The organism is Acuticoccus sp. MNP-M23 (genome assembly GCF_031195445.1).
Classification (GTDB): domain Bacteria; phylum Pseudomonadota; class Alphaproteobacteria; order Rhizobiales; family Amorphaceae; genus Acuticoccus.
In genome coordinates this window covers 4,070,346-4,085,740 of the sequence record NZ_CP133480.1, presented here as the reverse complement: position 1 = coordinate 4,085,740, position 15,395 = coordinate 4,070,346, and the positions used below count along the sequence as shown (strand labels likewise).

15 protein-coding genes are annotated in these 15,395 nt (G+C 65.4%); 6 read left to right on the top strand and 9 right to left on the bottom strand.

Annotated features, from left to right (window positions below):
* Positions 1 to 27 precede the first annotated feature (27 nt).
* Positions 28 to 243 carry a hypothetical protein gene (locus RDV64_RS18870; protein ID WP_309196508.1) on the bottom strand — a complete coding sequence of 72 codons (216 nt, stop codon included), beginning with the start codon at positions 241 to 243 and terminating at the stop codon, positions 28 to 30.
* Between the two features lie 243 nt (positions 244 to 486).
* Between RDV64_RS18870 and RDV64_RS18865 the strand changes: the two genes are divergently transcribed.
* Positions 487 to 1,281 (top strand): MipA/OmpV family protein, encoded by a 795-nt coding sequence (locus RDV64_RS18865; RefSeq protein WP_309196507.1) that lies wholly within the window; start codon positions 487 to 489, stop codon positions 1,279 to 1,281.
* Between the two features lie 458 nt (positions 1,282 to 1,739).
* Here RDV64_RS18865 and RDV64_RS18860 read toward each other — a convergent pair whose 3' ends face one another.
* Positions 1,740 to 2,900: an NAD-dependent epimerase/dehydratase family protein gene (locus tag RDV64_RS18860; protein ID WP_309196506.1), complete on the bottom strand. Its 1,161-nt coding sequence runs from the start codon at positions 2,898 to 2,900 to the stop codon at positions 1,740 to 1,742.
* A gap of 214 nt (positions 2,901 to 3,114) precedes the next feature.
* Between RDV64_RS18860 and RDV64_RS18855 the strand changes: the two genes are divergently transcribed.
* Positions 3,115 to 4,524 carry a mannose-1-phosphate guanylyltransferase/mannose-6-phosphate isomerase gene (locus RDV64_RS18855; protein ID WP_309196505.1) on the top strand — a complete coding sequence of 470 codons (1,410 nt, stop codon included), beginning with the start codon at positions 3,115 to 3,117 and terminating at the stop codon, positions 4,522 to 4,524.
* Between the two features lie 45 nt (positions 4,525 to 4,569).
* Here RDV64_RS18855 and RDV64_RS18850 read toward each other — a convergent pair whose 3' ends face one another.
* On the bottom strand, positions 4,570 to 5,487 hold the full coding sequence (locus tag RDV64_RS18850) for an SMP-30/gluconolactonase/LRE family protein (RefSeq protein WP_309196504.1): 918 nt from the start codon (positions 5,485 to 5,487) through the stop codon (positions 4,570 to 4,572).
* Between the two features lie 170 nt (positions 5,488 to 5,657).
* Between RDV64_RS18850 and RDV64_RS18845 the strand changes: the two genes are divergently transcribed.
* Positions 5,658 to 5,891 (top strand): hypothetical protein, encoded by a 234-nt coding sequence (locus tag RDV64_RS18845; RefSeq protein WP_309196503.1) that lies wholly within the window; start codon positions 5,658 to 5,660, stop codon positions 5,889 to 5,891.
* A 118-nt stretch (positions 5,892 to 6,009) separates the two neighbouring features.
* On the opposite strand, the gene RDV64_RS18840 is transcribed toward RDV64_RS18845, so the two are convergent.
* Genes RDV64_RS18840 through RDV64_RS18820 form a run of 5 tightly spaced genes read right to left on the bottom strand, consistent with a single transcriptional unit; the run spans position 6,010 to position 11,297 of the window.
* The gene (locus RDV64_RS18840) at positions 6,010 to 6,672 is read right to left on the bottom strand and encodes an isochorismatase family cysteine hydrolase (RefSeq protein ID WP_309196502.1); all 663 of its coding nucleotides are present in this window, start codon (positions 6,670 to 6,672) and stop codon (positions 6,010 to 6,012) included.
* Between the two features lie 21 nt (positions 6,673 to 6,693).
* Positions 6,694 to 7,581, bottom strand: a complete 888-nt coding sequence (locus RDV64_RS18835; protein WP_309196501.1) for a branched-chain amino acid ABC transporter permease — start codon at positions 7,579 to 7,581, stop codon at positions 6,694 to 6,696.
* Between the two features lie 3 nt (positions 7,582 to 7,584).
* Positions 7,585 to 8,289, bottom strand: coding sequence for an ABC transporter ATP-binding protein (locus RDV64_RS18830; RefSeq protein ID WP_309196500.1), 705 nt, complete (start codon positions 8,287 to 8,289; stop codon positions 7,585 to 7,587).
* Between the two features lie 6 nt (positions 8,290 to 8,295).
* A complete protein-coding gene (locus RDV64_RS18825; RefSeq protein WP_309196499.1) occupies positions 8,296 to 9,450 on the bottom strand; it encodes an ABC transporter substrate-binding protein in 1,155 nt (384 codons plus the stop codon).
* Positions 9,447 to 11,297 carry a branched-chain amino acid ABC transporter ATP-binding protein/permease gene (locus RDV64_RS18820; protein ID WP_309196498.1) on the bottom strand — a complete coding sequence of 617 codons (1,851 nt, stop codon included), beginning with the start codon at positions 11,295 to 11,297 and terminating at the stop codon, positions 9,447 to 9,449. Before RDV64_RS18820 ends, RDV64_RS18825 begins: the two co-directional genes overlap by 4 nt.
* A gap of 104 nt (positions 11,298 to 11,401) precedes the next feature.
* On the opposite strand from RDV64_RS18820, the gene RDV64_RS18815 reads away from it, so the two are divergent.
* From RDV64_RS18815 to RDV64_RS18805, 3 genes are all read left to right on the top strand, one after another.
* Positions 11,402 to 12,202, top strand: coding sequence for an N-formylglutamate amidohydrolase (locus RDV64_RS18815; RefSeq protein WP_309196497.1), 801 nt, complete (start codon positions 11,402 to 11,404; stop codon positions 12,200 to 12,202).
* Positions 12,199 to 13,503 carry a glutamine synthetase family protein gene (locus RDV64_RS18810; RefSeq protein WP_309196496.1) on the top strand — a complete coding sequence of 435 codons (1,305 nt, stop codon included), beginning with the start codon at positions 12,199 to 12,201 and terminating at the stop codon, positions 13,501 to 13,503. The genes RDV64_RS18815 and RDV64_RS18810 overlap by 4 nt, the downstream gene beginning before the upstream one ends.
* 117 nt (positions 13,504 to 13,620) lie before the next feature.
* Positions 13,621 to 14,994 carry an aminotransferase class III-fold pyridoxal phosphate-dependent enzyme gene (locus tag RDV64_RS18805; protein ID WP_309196495.1) on the top strand — a complete coding sequence of 458 codons (1,374 nt, stop codon included), beginning with the start codon at positions 13,621 to 13,623 and terminating at the stop codon, positions 14,992 to 14,994.
* Between the two features lie 97 nt (positions 14,995 to 15,091).
* Here the strand turns inward: RDV64_RS18805 and RDV64_RS18800 are convergent, their stop codons facing one another.
* Positions 15,092 to 15,328, bottom strand: coding sequence for a hypothetical protein (locus tag RDV64_RS18800; RefSeq protein ID WP_309196494.1), 237 nt, complete (start codon positions 15,326 to 15,328; stop codon positions 15,092 to 15,094).
* Positions 15,329 to 15,395: the final 67 nt, after the last annotated feature.

The window sequence follows — 15,395 nt, the reverse complement described above, 5'->3', positions numbered from 1 at the left end:
TTCAGCCGGCTTTTTTCGTGGTGTCGGTCAGTTGGCCGTGCCGCTTGTCGTTGCGGGTGTCTGTTCCACCGTGCCGGCTGAGGGCGCCGGGCCGTCCAGCATCTCGTCTTCGGTGTTGAAGACGTAGAGATATGCGCCGACCGCAAGGGCCGCTGCCACAATGGTGCTGATCAGGAGCACGCGGAGCATCGACTTGCCCCGTTCCCCTTGCCTGGCATCGGTTGGTGTGGGTTCAGGCGACATGGTTCACTCCTCGATGGTGGCGCTTGGGCGCCAAGATTGTCCTTGGCGCCCACAAAGGCACGCCGTTGTCTCTCGCAATGCTACATATCCACATCGGGCCGTCTCTCAAGGGGAGTGGCGTTGTGGCCGCCATGTCACGAGCCAGCCAAGAACAAGCTCAGGGGGCCGTCAAGCGGCTGCAATTGCTTCCGGAACGCCCGTTTTGAGCGCATGGTCGTCGGCGTTGAACCGGAGTGTCCGCCTGTGCGTATTATTCTTGCAGCCGCCCTGTCGCTGTGCCTCGCTGCCCCCGCAATTGCGGCGGATATCGGCACGGTCGAGGAGTATGAAGTGCCGGCCGCGGTCGAAATGCGGGACATCGTGTTCGACCTTGGTGGCGGCGTGCTGCTGCAGCCGGCGTTTCCGTCGTCCAAGGAATACCGCTTTGCCCCGCTGCCGTTCTTCGGGTTGAAATTCCTGCGGCTTCCGGTCATCGGCGAAGTGGTGAGCGGCCGTGTGACGCAGTTCACGCTCTACCCCGCATTCAACACCGTGGGTGAGCGCAACAGCTCCGACGCGTCGTACCTCGCCGGCATTCCCGACAGGGACTTCTCCGTCGAAGTCGGCCCCGGCGCCGCGTTCCGCCATGGCCCGTTCCGCGCCTTTGCCGAACTGCGTTATGGCATTATCGGCCACAACGGCTTCGTCGGTCAGGTGGGCGCGGACTTTATCGCCAAGCCGGTCGCACCGCTGGAAGTCTCGTTCGGCCCGCGGATGGGCTTTGCCGACGGCGAATACATGGACACCTATTTCGGCGTCCCCGCCTCCGCCACACGGCTCCCCACCTACGACGCGGACGGCGGCATCAAGGATATCGGCCTTGGGCTCGAAGCGACCTGGTCCTTCAACGAAAAGATCCGCCTCACCGGCGGCGTCGAGTACCGCAAATACGTGTTCGATGCGGCCGACAGCCCCATCGTGAAGGCTGGCAACGACCAGGAACTCACCTTCGGGATCGGCCTCACCTACCGCTTCGGCTTCGATCTCTTCAAGAACTGAGCGGCTGCGCTCCAGGCGCAGCCTTCAAGCCAGATTTCGCAATGGTCGTTCGGTGCGCATTCGCCCCGGACGCGGCGCATGAGCCAGCGCAGGCGCTCGGCGCGACCATCGCCCTCTTCCGCCAGCGTGAGTCGTCACGGCGCGATCGTCACCGACAGGAAATTGGCGGCCGAGAGGTCTGGCACAGGGCGACCACAGGCTGTGTGGTAGAAGCCAGCCCTCTGGCCCCCCGCCCCATCTCGACGGTCGCCAGCCAGATCACCGCTCTGACAACGCGCATTTCCAGCCCGCCCGGTCCGACGACTGCCGCAATCGGCCAGTCCGCATCGGCTGCCAACCGCTTGGTCTCGCGCAAGACTTGGACGGTGCCGAGCGCGCCAAGAGCCAGCGCCGACACCGCCACAAGCTGCATGAGTGCAATCAGCGCACCGAAAACAACCCGCAGGATCGGCGCTCGGTCAGCGCCACTTGGAAACGCACGGGATCTTCGAACGGTCGCAGCGGTCGGCGAAACGCTTGGCGATTTCGGTGACCTCCTCCATCAGCCCGTCGGCCAGCGTGATCGGCTGGAGGCCGAGGTTGAGAAAGCGGTCGTGCGACACGTGCAGCTCGTTTTCCGGCGCCTCGTGCCGCGGATTGTCGAGGTAGGCGATCTCGGCGCCGGTGCGGTCGGAAATCATCTGCGCGAGGTCGCGCACGCGGTGGGTCTCGGTCATCTGGTTGAGGATGTTGACGCGCTCGCCGGCCTGGGGCGGGTTCGCGATGGCAAGCTCGACGCAGCGGCAGGTGTCGCGGATGTTGATGAAGGCGCGGGTCTGGCCGCCGGTGCCATGCACGGTGAGCGGATAGTCGATCGCAGCCTGCATCAGGAAGCGATTCAACACCGTTCCGTAGTCACCGTCATAGTCGAACCGGTTGATGAGGCGCTCGTCCTTCATGGTCTGGTCGGTCTGCGTGCCCCAGACGATGCCCTGGTGCAGGTCGGTGATTTTTACGCCGTCATTCTTGTTGTAGTAGAAGAAGAACAGCTGATCCTGGGTCTTGGTCATGTGGTAGATCGACCCCGGATTGGCAGGATAAAGGATCTCCTGATCTTCAAGCCCATGATCGGTCGGCACCTTGATGTGCAGGTAGCCTTCCGGAATCTTCATCCCCGCTGTGCCGTAGCCGTAAACGCCCATGGTGCCGAGGTGGACCAGATGAACGTCGATTCCCGAATCGACGATGGCGCACAGGACGTCGTGCGTTGCCGTCAGGTTGTTGCGCACGGTGTACCGCTTGCGGTCCGGCGACTTCATCGAATAGGGGGCGGCGCGCTGCTCGGCGAAATGAACGATGGAGTCCGGCTTCTCCTCGACAATCAGCGAAAGAAGGCGGTGGTAGTGTTCGCCGACGGAGAAATTCACATGGCGGATCGTATTGCCCGACACTTCCTTCCAGGCTTGCAGCCGTTCGCCCAGCGGCCTGATCGGGGTGAGCGATTCGACTTCGAGCTCGATGTCGATCTTCCGGCGGGACAAATTATCCACGATAATGACATCGTGACCCTTGTCGGACAGATGCAGGGCCGTTGGCCACCCGCAAAATCCGTCACCGCCGAGAACGATAATTTTCGCCATGAAGTCCGCTCCAATAGGTCGCCCGCGCGTGGGGCCTTCGTGTACACCAGCCCCATCCCGGTCGCGGTTGCAGCCGGGAAGCCGGAATTACACGCAATTCCTCCGCTGATGGAAGGGTCTGTCACATTCTCCCTTCGGTTTGCTGCAATGCACGTGGATCTGGCTCAGCGGAAGTGGCGATGATAACAGGCGCAGCTGCATTGGAGAGCGTTAGATGAGCATCTACCCCGTCATTCTTGCCGGAGGTCGCGGAACGCGTCTGTGGCCGCTGTCTCGGGCGGACAAGCCCAAGCAGTTCCTGCCGATGCATGGCGAGCGCAGCCTGTTTCAGCGCACCGTCCTGCGCCACGCCTCGCTCGACGTTGCGCCGGCGTGGATCGTGTGCGGCGAGCAGGACCGTTTTCAGGTGGATGACGGGCTGATGGCGATAGGTGTGGACGACGCCACCGTGGTGCTGGAGCCGGTGGCCCGCAACACTGCACCGGCCATTGCAACCGTCGCCGCGCTGCTGGTGCGCTCGGACCCGGACGCGCTGATGCTGGTGCTCCCGTCAGACCACCTCATCACCACCGATTCTGCCTATTTCGACACGCTGGCCGCAGCATTCGACGCAGCGCGGGCGGGCGAAATGGTCACCTTCGGCATTGCGCCGACGTACCCGGAGAGCGGCTACGGCTACATCAAGGCGGCCAACGGCGACGCGCTGGTGCGCAAGGTCGAGCGTTTTGTGGAAAAGCCCCCGGTGGAAGAAGCCGGCCGCATGGTGGCTGACGGCAACTATTATTGGAATGCCGGGTTCTTCGCCTTCTCCGCCCGCGCCCTGCTCGACGAGCTCGGCCGCCTTGCGCCGGACGTTGCGGCCGCCGCCGAAGCTGCCGCAGACGAGGCGGTGCGCACCGGCAACCTCCTCCGCCTGCCGGAAGCGCAGTTCAGCACCGCGCCGGATATTTCCATCGATTACGCCCTCTTCGAGCGCACCGAGAAGGCATCCGTCGCGCCGATCTCGTGCCGCTGGTCGGACGTCGGTTCGTGGCGCGCCTACTGGGACACGCTCGACAAGGACGACGCAGGCAATGCCGTGCGCGGCAAGGGTGTCGCGGTCGAATCGCACAATTCGCTGATCGTGTCCGAACAGACAGACGTGATTGCGCTCGGCGTCAACGATCTGGCCATTGTCGCGGCCACCGATGCGATCCTGATCTGTCCGCTCGACCGCGCGCAGGACGTGAAGACGGTCGTCGCCCACCTGAAGAAGGCCGGCCGCAACGACCTTCTCGACGTATCGCCGACGGTGAACCGCCCGTGGGGCGGCTACACGTCAATCATGAACGGGGAGCGTTTTCAGGTGAAGCACCTGTTCGTTTCGCCGGGCAAGCGGTTGTCGCTGCAAAAGCACCACCACCGCTCCGAGCACTGGGTGGTTGTGCGCGGCACCGCCGAAGTCACCATCGACGGCGAGGTGAAGACGTTGTCGGAGAACCAGTCCACCTACATTCCGCTGGGGGCCGTCCACCGGCTCGCCAACCCGGGCCGCATCCGCCTGGAAGTGATCGAGGTGCAGACCGGCAGCTATCTGGGCGAGGACGACATCGAGCGCCTGCAGGACGAATGGGGCCGCGCCTGAGCGCGGCCTGACAAGGGCGGCCGTCCGGGCCGCCCTCACCTGCACCTAGCGGGCGTAGGGCATCCCGGTGGTGCGCACGAAGGTCGCATAGAGGCTGGACGTGCCGCAGATGTAGAGGCGGTGGCGCTTCCAGTCGCCCCAGCACACGTTGGCCACCACCTCCGGAATGCGGATCTTGCCGATCAGCTCGCCCGTTGGCGTGAGACAGTGGACGCCATCGGCGGCGCTGGTCCAGATGTAGCCGTCCTCGTCGAAGCGGAAACCGTCGAACAGACCTTCGGTGCAGGTGGCGAGAAGCTCGCCGCCGGTGAGCCGCTTGCCGTCCACCACGTTGAAGGTGCGCATGTGGCGCGGGCCGTCCTCCACGTGCGTGGCGCCGGTGTCGACCACCACCAGCTTTGAATAGTCCGGCGTGAAGGCGAGGCCGTTGGGCTTCACGAAGTCGGTGGCGACGGCGTGGGTTTCTCCCGTCTGCGGGTCGATCCGGTAGACGTGGGAGGCGCCGATCTCGCTGTCGGCCTTGATGCCCTCGTAGTTCTGGTCGATCCCGTAGGTGGGGTCGGTGAACCAGATGCCGCCGTCGGGGTGGACGATCACGTCGTTGGGCGAGTTGAAGCGCTTGCCCTCGTGGGTGTCGGCCAGCACCGTGAGGGTGCCGTCATGCTCGGTGCGGGTGACGCGGCGGCCGAGGTGCTCGCAGGTGACGAGCCGGCCCTCGCGGTCCACCGTGTTGCCGTTGGAGTTGTTGGACGGCGCACGAAACACCGAGGTGGAATCGTCCGTCTCGTCGTAGCGGATCATCCGGTTGTTCGGAATATCGGAGAACACCAGATAGCGGCCGCCGCCGAAATAGGCCGGCCCTTCGGCCCACCGCCCCCCGGTCCACAGCGTGTCCAGGTAGGCCGTGCCCAGCACGAACTTTTGGAATTCCTTGTCCAGAACCTCGAAATGAGATGTCGGCATGGGCGCGTCTCCTGCTGCTTATTGTTCTTTCCGCGGCACTCAGCCGCAATCTTTCAGTGGCTTAACTCAGCCGTGGCTGCAAGCACGGGAAATTGCCATCGGTCTCGATCGTGCCCCGTCACCGCATGAAAGGGCTGGAACATATCAGGAACATCGACTAATCTCGGGACATGAGCAAACGCCCCCTTCCCCCAATCAACGTTCCCGCGGTCATGGACCGCCTTGGCGCCTGCCGGATTGCCATGATCGAACTTGCCGCAGGTTCGCCGCCGCGCTCGCTGAGCCGCGCTGCGGCGGACCAGATGATCCGCAACATCGACGAACTGGCGTGGGTACTGGCCGGTGATCGCGATCATTTCGTTCTCAAGGGCCACGGCAGAGAATTGTATGGGGGGCCGAAATGATCTTTCCCCGCCATCCTGCCGTCACCGTGGCCGAAGCGGTGGCAGCGGCGCTGCTCACCGCCCTTCTCAGTGTGCCGACGCTGGCCGGGCCGTCCGCGGCACCGCCAGCGCCGGGCGATCAGGCTTCGAGTTCTGCGATCAGCTCATCGGTGGTGCGCGTGCGGGCGTAATGACCGTCGAGCGCATCCATGGCGCGGTCGTGGCGGCCCTTGTCGTGGGTGGCGCAGCAGTCCGGCAGGAGCGTCACCAGGAAGCCGCGGTCGCAGGCATCGCGGACCGATGTTTCGACGCACTGGTCCGAACACACGCCATAGATGACGAGCTGCTCGACGCCGAGATTGCGCAGCACATATTCCACGTTGGTGGAGTTGAAGATGCCGGACGCGGTCTTCGGGATGACGATTTCGTCGCCCTCCGGCCCCACCTCCTCGATCACCTTTGCCTCATAGGATCCCTTGGGCACGAAGATGCCGGAGATCTTGTGGTCGAGGCTGATGTCGCGGCCATCGGCGGTCAGCGCCTCGATCACGGTGAACATCACCTCCACGCCGGCGGCGCGGGCGGCGGCCTGCAGGCGCTGCTGGTTGGGAATGACCACATCGCTGAGGCGGTTGAGGTAGGCGTGCTTCGAGGTGTCGCCGGTGCCGGCCTTGGCGGCGGCTGCCGTCTCGGGCGTCCACTCGGTGTACTGCATGTCGATGGACAAAAGCGCCGTCTTGCCTTTGACGATGGGCTTCTCGCGGTCTGCAACGGACGCGTTCTCGACGCTGGGGTGGGCCAAGGGTCTCTCCTGAAAACTGGGTTAGCTGCGGTCGACCTTGGCGGCGGGGATCAGCCCGTCCGGCCGCACAAGAAGAACCGCGATGACTGCCGATAGCACAATCGCATCGCGGTAAGGCGACAGGCTGGCGGGCAAAAACGCCTGGCTGAACACCTCGAAGATGCCCACCAGAAAACCGCCGAGCACCGCGCCTGAAAGGCTGCCGAGACCGCCCAGCACCGTTGCGATGAATGCCTTCAGCACGGGGTAGAAGCCCATCAGCGGGTCGACCGAGCCGCGCTGCGCCGTCCACACCACCGCCGCGATGCCGGCGAGCAGCCCCGACAGCGCAAACGCTGCCGCCACAACGCGGTTGGCGCGCACGCCAAGGAGGCGCAGCATCTCGAAGTCTTCGGCTGCAGCGCGCATCGCCATCCCGGTCTCGGTGCGGCGCAGGAACAGCGTGAGGCCGGTCAGCGCACAAAGGGTCGTGAGGATCGAGATTGTGGGGATGACGCCGATGGTGAGGCCGGCAAGCTCGTAGCTGCCGGACAGGCTGGCGGGGAGCTGGATGGGTTTGGGGCGCGCAGAAATGCCGTTCTGGAACAGCACCTTCAAAATCTCGCTGATGGCAAAGCTGGTAATCAGCAGCGAAACGACGCTGGCGCCGCGCATGGCGCGGAAGGCAACGCGCTCCATCAGCATCGCCGTGGCGACGGAGGCGACAATGCCGACGATGATCGCAACCGGGATCGGCAGGCCGAACAGGAGGCAGACGAAGACGCCGTAGCCCCCCACGGTCATGATCTCGCCATGGGCAAAGTTGATGAGGCGGACGATGGAGAACACGATGGCAAGGCCGAGCGCCAGAAGCGCGTAGATCCCGCCCAGCGACAGCGCGTTGACGAATTGCTGGATGACGACGTCCATCGCTCAGGCTGCCATATAGGCGGAGCGGACAAGGTCGCTATCCGCAAGCTCGGCAGCGGTGCCGGCGATGGAGACGCGGCCGTTGGCAAGCACCACGGCCTCGTCGGCAATTTCGAGCGAAAGCGGCACGTTCTGCTCCACAAGAAGGATCGCAAGCCCCTCCGCCTTGAGGCCTTCGATAAGGTCGAACACATGGTCCACCATCTGCGGCGCGAGGCCGAGCGACGGCTCGTCCAGAAGCAACAGCCGCGGCGCTGACATCAGGGCGCGGGCGACCGCCAGCATCTGCTGTTCGCCGCCGGACAGAAGCCCGGCCTTCTGGTGGCGGCGTTCGGCGAGAATGGGAAAGCGGCTCATCATCTCGTCGCGCCTTGTGCGGGAAAGCGCGGCGTCCCCGGCGATGGAGCCGGAGACGACGAGGTTTTCCAGAACGCTGAGGGAGGCAAACACCCGCCGCCCCTCCGGCACCACCGCGACGCCGGCGCGGATGATGTCCTCCGGCGCCGTGCCGACGATGGACGTGCCGTCCAGGTTAATGTCACCGCCGGACACCTTGCGGGCACCGGCGACGGCCATCAGCGTTGTGGTCTTGCCGGCGCCGTTGGCGCCCAGCAGCGCCGTCACGGAGCCCGCGCGTACGGTGAGGTCCACGCCGCGAACGGCGTGGACGGGGCCGTAATGGACGGAAAGATCCGTGACGGTCAGCATGTCAGCTCAGGGCTTCGGCAGCTTGTCGGGATCGGCGGTGCCGCGAGACACGAAGTCCTTGGAACCGTCGGCATTGATCTTGGCGATCACCACGGGGCGGAGCGGCATCCGGTCCGTGCCCTTGAAGGTGAAGTTGGACATGATGCCCTCGCCGTCCTCGATGTTGGCAAGCGCGTCGCGCACGGCCACGGGGTCGGTGGTGCCGGCCGCTTCCACGGCCTGCTCGATCATGTGGGCAATGTCGCAGCCGTTCACATAGTAGTTGTTGTCGGGCTCGGTGCCGGTGGCCGCTTCATATTCCTTCATGAAGTCGCCATAGGCGCTGCCCTCTTCGGGGAAGCCGCCGGAGGTGTGGTAGGTGCCGGCCACAACGTCGCCAAGGCCGCGCACGGTGGGGGTGTCGAGCACGTCGCCGCCCATCACCTGGGTGTCCACGCCCGCGCCGCGCAGCGCCTTGATGAAGGCCGGGAAGTCAGGCTCCCATGCCCACGTGACAATCACGTCCGGCGCCGGCTCGGTGTTCTTGATGGTGGTGACGATGGCCGAAAAGTCCGGTTGGTTGAGCGAATAAAGGCTCTCGCCGACCACTTCGCCGCCGTTGGCCTCGAACACTTCGGCAAAATACTCGGGGCCGCCCATGGTGTAGGCCGCATCCGGCGACTTCAGGATATAGACCTTGGAAAGGCCCTGCTCGGAGGCAAAGTCGGCGAGCACGGTGCCCTGCTGGTTATCCGCCGGGTAAGAGCCGAAGATGTATTCGCCCACCTGCGTCATCACCGGCGCGGTGCCGGCAAACGTCATGGTCGGGATCTGTGCGGGCTCGGAGATCTGGCCGGCGGCGATGGTGGGGTCGGCATCGGCGGACGACACGATGAACTGCGCGCCGTTGTCGATCATCTCCTGCGTGACCTTCACGCTTTCGGCCATGTCGGAGCGGGTGTCGCGCACGTCGAGGACGACATTGTATTTGCCGGCCATGCCGCCAGCTTCGTTCATCTTGTCGATGCAGTACTTGAAGCCGGCGTAGGACGGCTGGTCATACGGCGTCAGGTAGCCGGACTGCGCGCTCATCACGCCGATCTTGTAGTCCTCGGCGAACGCGGGGCCTGCGAGGCCGACAGTGGCCAGCAGGGTCAGCGCCGTTGCAGTGCGAAGGGTCATGCCATTGCTCCTTTGGTTTCCGTTTTGCGGCCGCGGCCGATGTAGGCTTCGATCACCGCATCATCGTGCCGGATTTCCTCCGGCGTGCCGCGTGCAATCACCGCGCCGCGGTTGATGACGACGATGGAGGACGAAAGTCGGTTCACGAACTCGAGGTCGTGGTCGATGAGGAGAAGCCCGATGCCGCGCGCTTCGGTGAGTGCCACCAGCCGGTCGGCCAGATCGGACGTTTCCTCGGGGTTCATGCCGGCGGCGGGCTCGTCGAGCAGGATCATCGCCGGCTCCATGGCAAGGCAGCGGGCAATTTCGAGCCGCTTGCGGGCGCCATAGGGTAGCGCATCGGCAAAGGTGCCGGCTTCGGCCCCAAGGTTGAGCGCTTCGATCTCGCGCAGCGCGCGCGCTCTGGCGGCCGCCCGGTTCGGCGCGTGCGGGAGGGCGGCCACCAGCACGTTCTCGAACACGGTGAGATTGGCGAACAGGCGCAGGTTCTGGAATGTGCGCGACAGGCCAAGCTTGGCGATCGCGTGCGGCGACAGCGCGGTGATGTCGGTCTCGCCGAAGCGCGCGCGGCCCTCGTCGGCCCGGAACTGGCCGGTGAGAAGGTTGACCAAAGTGGACTTGCCGGCACCGTTCGGCCCGATGAGGCCGGTCACGGTTGCAGGCGGCACGTCGAACGTTGCGCTGTCCACCGCTTTCAGCCCGGCAAAGCTGCGCGAGATGCCTGCAACGTCGAGCGGGACGGCTTCGCGCACCGCAACCGGCGGCGCAGGTGCCGCCTTCGGGCCGAACGCGGCAAACAGGCCCCCAAGCCCCGGCACGCGAAGTTCGCGCCGGCCGAGCAACCCCTCGGGCCGCAGCCAGATGACGAGCAGGATCGCAACGCTGAGCGCCACCGTGGTGAGGCCGAACACAGCCGGCATCTGGAACCCGCCAACGGCGAACCCGCCCTCGAACTGGCGCACCGTGTCCTGCAGGATGGTGACGACCACCACGCCGACCACAGCGCCCGAAACGGTCGCCATGCCGCCGACGATCAGCATCGCCACCATCGCGAACATCAGCCCGAAATAAAATGTGTGCGGCGAGAATGCGCCCAGCATGTGCCCGTACAGAGCGCCCGCAACGGCGGCCAGTGCGCCCGACACGGTCCATCCCACAAGCCGCGCCCGCTGCGCGTTGATGCCCAGTGCCTCGGCGGCGGACTCGTTGTCGCGCACCGCGCGCAGCTCAAGCCCCCAGCGGCTTTCGCGAAAGAGCCGCGCCAGAATCGCAAATACGATCGCCGCCGCCAGCGCCACCCAGAAACCGGTCACGCGTGGCACGCCGTAAAATGTCTGGCTCCCGCGGGTTATTTCACGCGCGCCGATGAGAACGCTGTGGACGATGATCAGAAGCCCCAGCGTCGCGATGGTGGCGGAGGCGCCATTCAGCCGCGCAATCGGCAGGCCGCTGGCGAAGGCAACCGCCAGCCCGACAATCACCACCCCCACGAGCGCCAGCGCAAAGGAAAGCTCATGGCCCGCCATGAAGGCCGGCAACAGGGGCACGGCCATTTTCTGAAGGGTCGCCGGCATGGTCAGAAGCCCGGCCGTATAGGCGCCGATGGCCATGAAGGCCGAATGGCCGAACGAAACGATCCCCGAATTGCCGGTGAACACGGAAAGCGCCACCACCGCTGCAATGTTGACGCACATCTGCGTGGCGATCCGCTCGCCGGTGCGGCCGAGAATCAGCCACATCCCGAGCGAGACCGCGGCAATCAGCGCGACAAGAAGCACCGTCTCGCCGATCTGGGCACCGGCGCGGTGTTTGGACAGTTTGGTGAGGTCGACCGACGATCCCGACATGGGGCTCCGGGAGTTTGAGAAGCGAGCAACAAAAAGAAGCAGTGCCCAATTGTCAATCAACCCAAAGCGTTGAACAGCGGCCGCGTTGGCCCTATTGGGAGCCGATGCGCCAACTCCCTCTGCCCACTTTTCCCTTCGGCCTCCTGGGGCCTGACGATCCCGCCCCGGTTGAGCGGACCGGCCCGCCGCTGAGCCCGTGGTTTCTCACCTGCGACCATGGGGGCAACCATGTCCCGGCAGCGCTGGACCTTGGCGTCGGCGACGCGGACCTTGCCCGTCACATCGGCTACGATATCGGCGCTGCGGCCGTGGCGCGGATCATGGCCACGCGCCTTGCTGCCGAACTTGTGATCCAGATTTATTCGCGCCTGGTGATCGACTGCAACCGCCCGCCCAGCGAGCCGAGCGCCTTTCCGGAGCGTTCCGACGGCACCGAAATCTTGGGCAATATCGATCTCACGGGCCGCGACGGCGCGTCGCGCACTGCCGAGATCTTTCACCCCTATCACGCCGCGATCGAGGCGGCGCTCGACCGGCGGGCGGATGCGGGCGTCGCGACCCATCTGGTGGCAGTCCACTCCTACACCCCTGCCCACGGCGAACATCCGGAGCCGCGCCCCTGGCCGGTGTGCGTGCTGTTCGACAAGGATCCGTCACTGTCGCTGGCGCTGTCCAGGGTTCTGGCGGAGGACGGTGTTCTGGTGGGCGAGAACGTGCCCTACCAGGTCGGCGCGCTGGGCGACTATACCGTCCCCGTGCACGGGGAGCGGCGCAAAATTCCCCACACTCTCATCGAGGTCCGGCAGGATCTCATCGGCGACGAGGCCGGACAGCGCGAATGGGCCGAGCGGCTCAGCCTGGCGCTGCCGAGGGCCATGGCTGCGTGCGAAAGGAAACTCCCATGACCATCCGTTTCGAGGACCCCCGCGCGGCAATGGTGGGCAACGTGGAGCTTTCGGCGGTGCTGCGCGGCCGCTCCTTCCCCATCGAGCGGCTGGACGACATCCTGTCCGCCGGCCTCCCGTGGGTGCCGACCAACAGCTGCATCTCCGCATCCAACAGCATTCCGCCGGACAACCCGTTCGGCCCCATCGGCGAAACCAAACTCGTCGCCATCCCCGAAACGCGGATGCTCCTGCCGTCCCGCGACGACCGCCCCACCATGGCGCTGTACCTGTCCGAAATCACGCACCACGACGGTGCATTCTGGGAGGTCTGCGCCCGCTCGCAGCTCCGCCGTGCGCTGGATGAGCTGAAGACCAGGCACGGCCTCACCATGAAGATCGGCTTCGAGCAGGAGCTCTACATCTCCGGGCTGGAAAACGTTCACACCCCCGCCTACTCCCTGGCAGGCTCCCGCCGCGTTTCGGGCTTTGCGGCAGAGGTGCAGCAGATCCTCGGCACCGCCAACACGCGGGTGGACCAGTTTGCCGCCGAATATGGCGAGCACCAGTTCGAGATCTCGCACCCCGTGCGCGATGCACTGCGCGGCTGCGACGACGTGGTGCTGGCGCGCGAGGCCATCCGCGACACCGCCAGAGGCCACGGCGCCCACGCCACCTTTGCGCCCAAGCCCGACATGGCGCAGGCCGGCAGCGGCATCCACATCCACTTCAGCCTGTGGGATGAAGATGGCCCGCGCACCGCGCACAGCGGCGCGCTGACCGCAACCTCAGGCGCGTTTGCGGCCGGCATCCTCAAAAACATCGAGGCGGTGATGGCGTTTGCGACGCCCTCCCCCAACTCCTTCCAGCGCATTTCCGAATCAAGCTGGGTCGGCGTGTTCGCCTGCCTGGGCGTGCGCAACCGCGAGGCTGCCATCCGCCTATGCCCGCGCAGCCCGAAGGCGGACGGCTCCCACCCCGGCGCATCGCTTGAATACCGGCTTTGCGATGGCGCCGCGAACCCCTACCTGGCGCTGGCCGCCATCGTCCGCGCCGGCATGATGGGCCTCGACGAAGCGCTGGACCCGCCCGTCAGCGCTGATATGGACCCGGCCAAGATGACGCCCGAGGCGCGGGCGGAACGGGGCTATCGGCGGGTGCCGCACGAGCTGCAGCCTTGCCTCACCGCTGCCGCGCCAATTGCCACCGCATGGTTTGGCGAAACCTTCTGGCAGGCGTACGATTCCGTTCGCCGTAACGAAGTCAACGATGCCGAGAAAGCGGGCGCGCACTATCCGGCGCAGCTCGCCCGTGCCATCTAGGAGCAACTCTGGCGCACTCGTCCCGCGCCTGTACAACCATTGAAGACAGGCTCCGACGGCCGCACCGTGAGGACGGCGTGCGCCGCTGTCCGGGCCGTGCGACCAAAGGAGGCCGTGATGCTGACCAACGACCAGCTCGCCGCGTGGGACCGCGACAATTTCTTCCATCCAAGCACCGCCCTTGGCGAATTCGCCCGCGGCGACGCCACCAGCCGGATCATCGAAGGCGGTGAAGGCTGTGTGATCCGCGACCGCGACGGCCGCGAGATGCTCGACGGATTTGCCGGCCTCTACTGCGTCAATGTCGGCTACGGCCGGCAGGAGATTGCAGACGCCATCGCCGCGCAGGCCAAGACCCTCGCCTACTACCACGCTTACGCAGGGCACGGCACGGAAGCGTCCATCACCCTGTCGAAAATGGTGATGGACCGTGCGCCCGAGCACATGTCGAAGGTGTATTTCGGCCTGTCAGGTTCGGACGCCAACGAGACCAACATCAAGCTGCTGTGGTCCTACCACAACCTCATCGGCAAGCCCGAGAAGAAGAAGATCATCTCGCGCTGGCGCGGCTATCACGGCTCCGGCCTGATGACCGGATCGCTGACCGGCCTGCCGCTGTTCCACAAGACCTACGACCTGCCGCTCGACCGCGTGCACCACACGGTGGCCCCGTCCTACCTGCACCGCCCGGACGCGGATATGAGCGAGGCGGACTTCGTCGCCTACTGCGCCCGTGAGCTGGAAGCGATGATCGAGCGCGAGGGTGCGGACACCATCGCCGGCTTCATCGGCGAGCCGATGCTGGGCACCGGCGGCATCGTCCCCCCGCCCGCCGGTTACTGGGAGGCAATCCAGCCTATCCTCAAAAAGCATGACATCCTGTTGATTGCGGACGAAGTCGTCTGCGGCTTCGGGCGCCTCGGCTCGATGTTCGGCTCGATCCACTACGGCATGGAACCGGACTTCATGACCATCGCGAAGGGGCTCACCTCGGCCTACGCACCAATGTCGGGCACGATCGTGTCGGACAAGGTGTTCAAGGTGCTGGCCAAGGGAACGGACGATTCCGGCGGTGCGATCGGCCACGGCTGGACCTACTCGGCGCACCCGCTCGGCGCTGCCGCAGGTGTGGCCAACCTCAAGCTGGTCGACGAGATGGGCCTTCTGGAAAATACCCGCAAGGTCGGCCCCGAGCTCCTCGGTGCGCTGTCTGATGCTGTCGGCGCCCACAACCACGTTGCCGAAGTGCGCGGCGAGGGCCTCCTGGCCGCTGTCGAGTTCCACGAGGACGTGGCCGCGCGCAAGGCATTCGATCCGGCCAGAAAGATCGGCCCCAAGCTTGCTGCTGCGATGGCGGCACGCGGCGTCATCGCCCGCGCGATGCCGGGCGGGGACATCCTCGGGTTTGCACCGCCGCTCTGCCTCACCACGGCCGAAGCGCACCAGATCGCAGACGCCGTGAAGGGCGCGGTGGCTGACGTTCTCGACTGAACGCGATAACCTCTTGCCCCGGTCGCCGATCAAGCTGCTGGGGTGCCATCATCATGGGGCGCGCCGGCTATGGGCCTGTGCGCCTTTTCCTGATGGGTCAGGCGTCTTCGCCGGCCACGGCAAGCCTTGGATCAGACGCCCGGATGCCGGGGGCTTCGGCTCTCTCGGCCTTCTGGATTGCGCAATCGCCTTCACCGCCGATGGCGTTGCCGCAGGCCGGACAGGTGTTCAGATCGTCAAGAAGCTCCAGCCCGCAGGCGTTTGCCGCGGACGGGAGGAAAATGAGGTTGCCGAAATCGTCGTAACCCGTCAGCAATTCCAGACGCACGTTCATCGTTTTTCTCCGACCTCACACCATGTGGCGTGGTTCTCGATCCAGCCGCAGCGCATTTGTGCTGGCG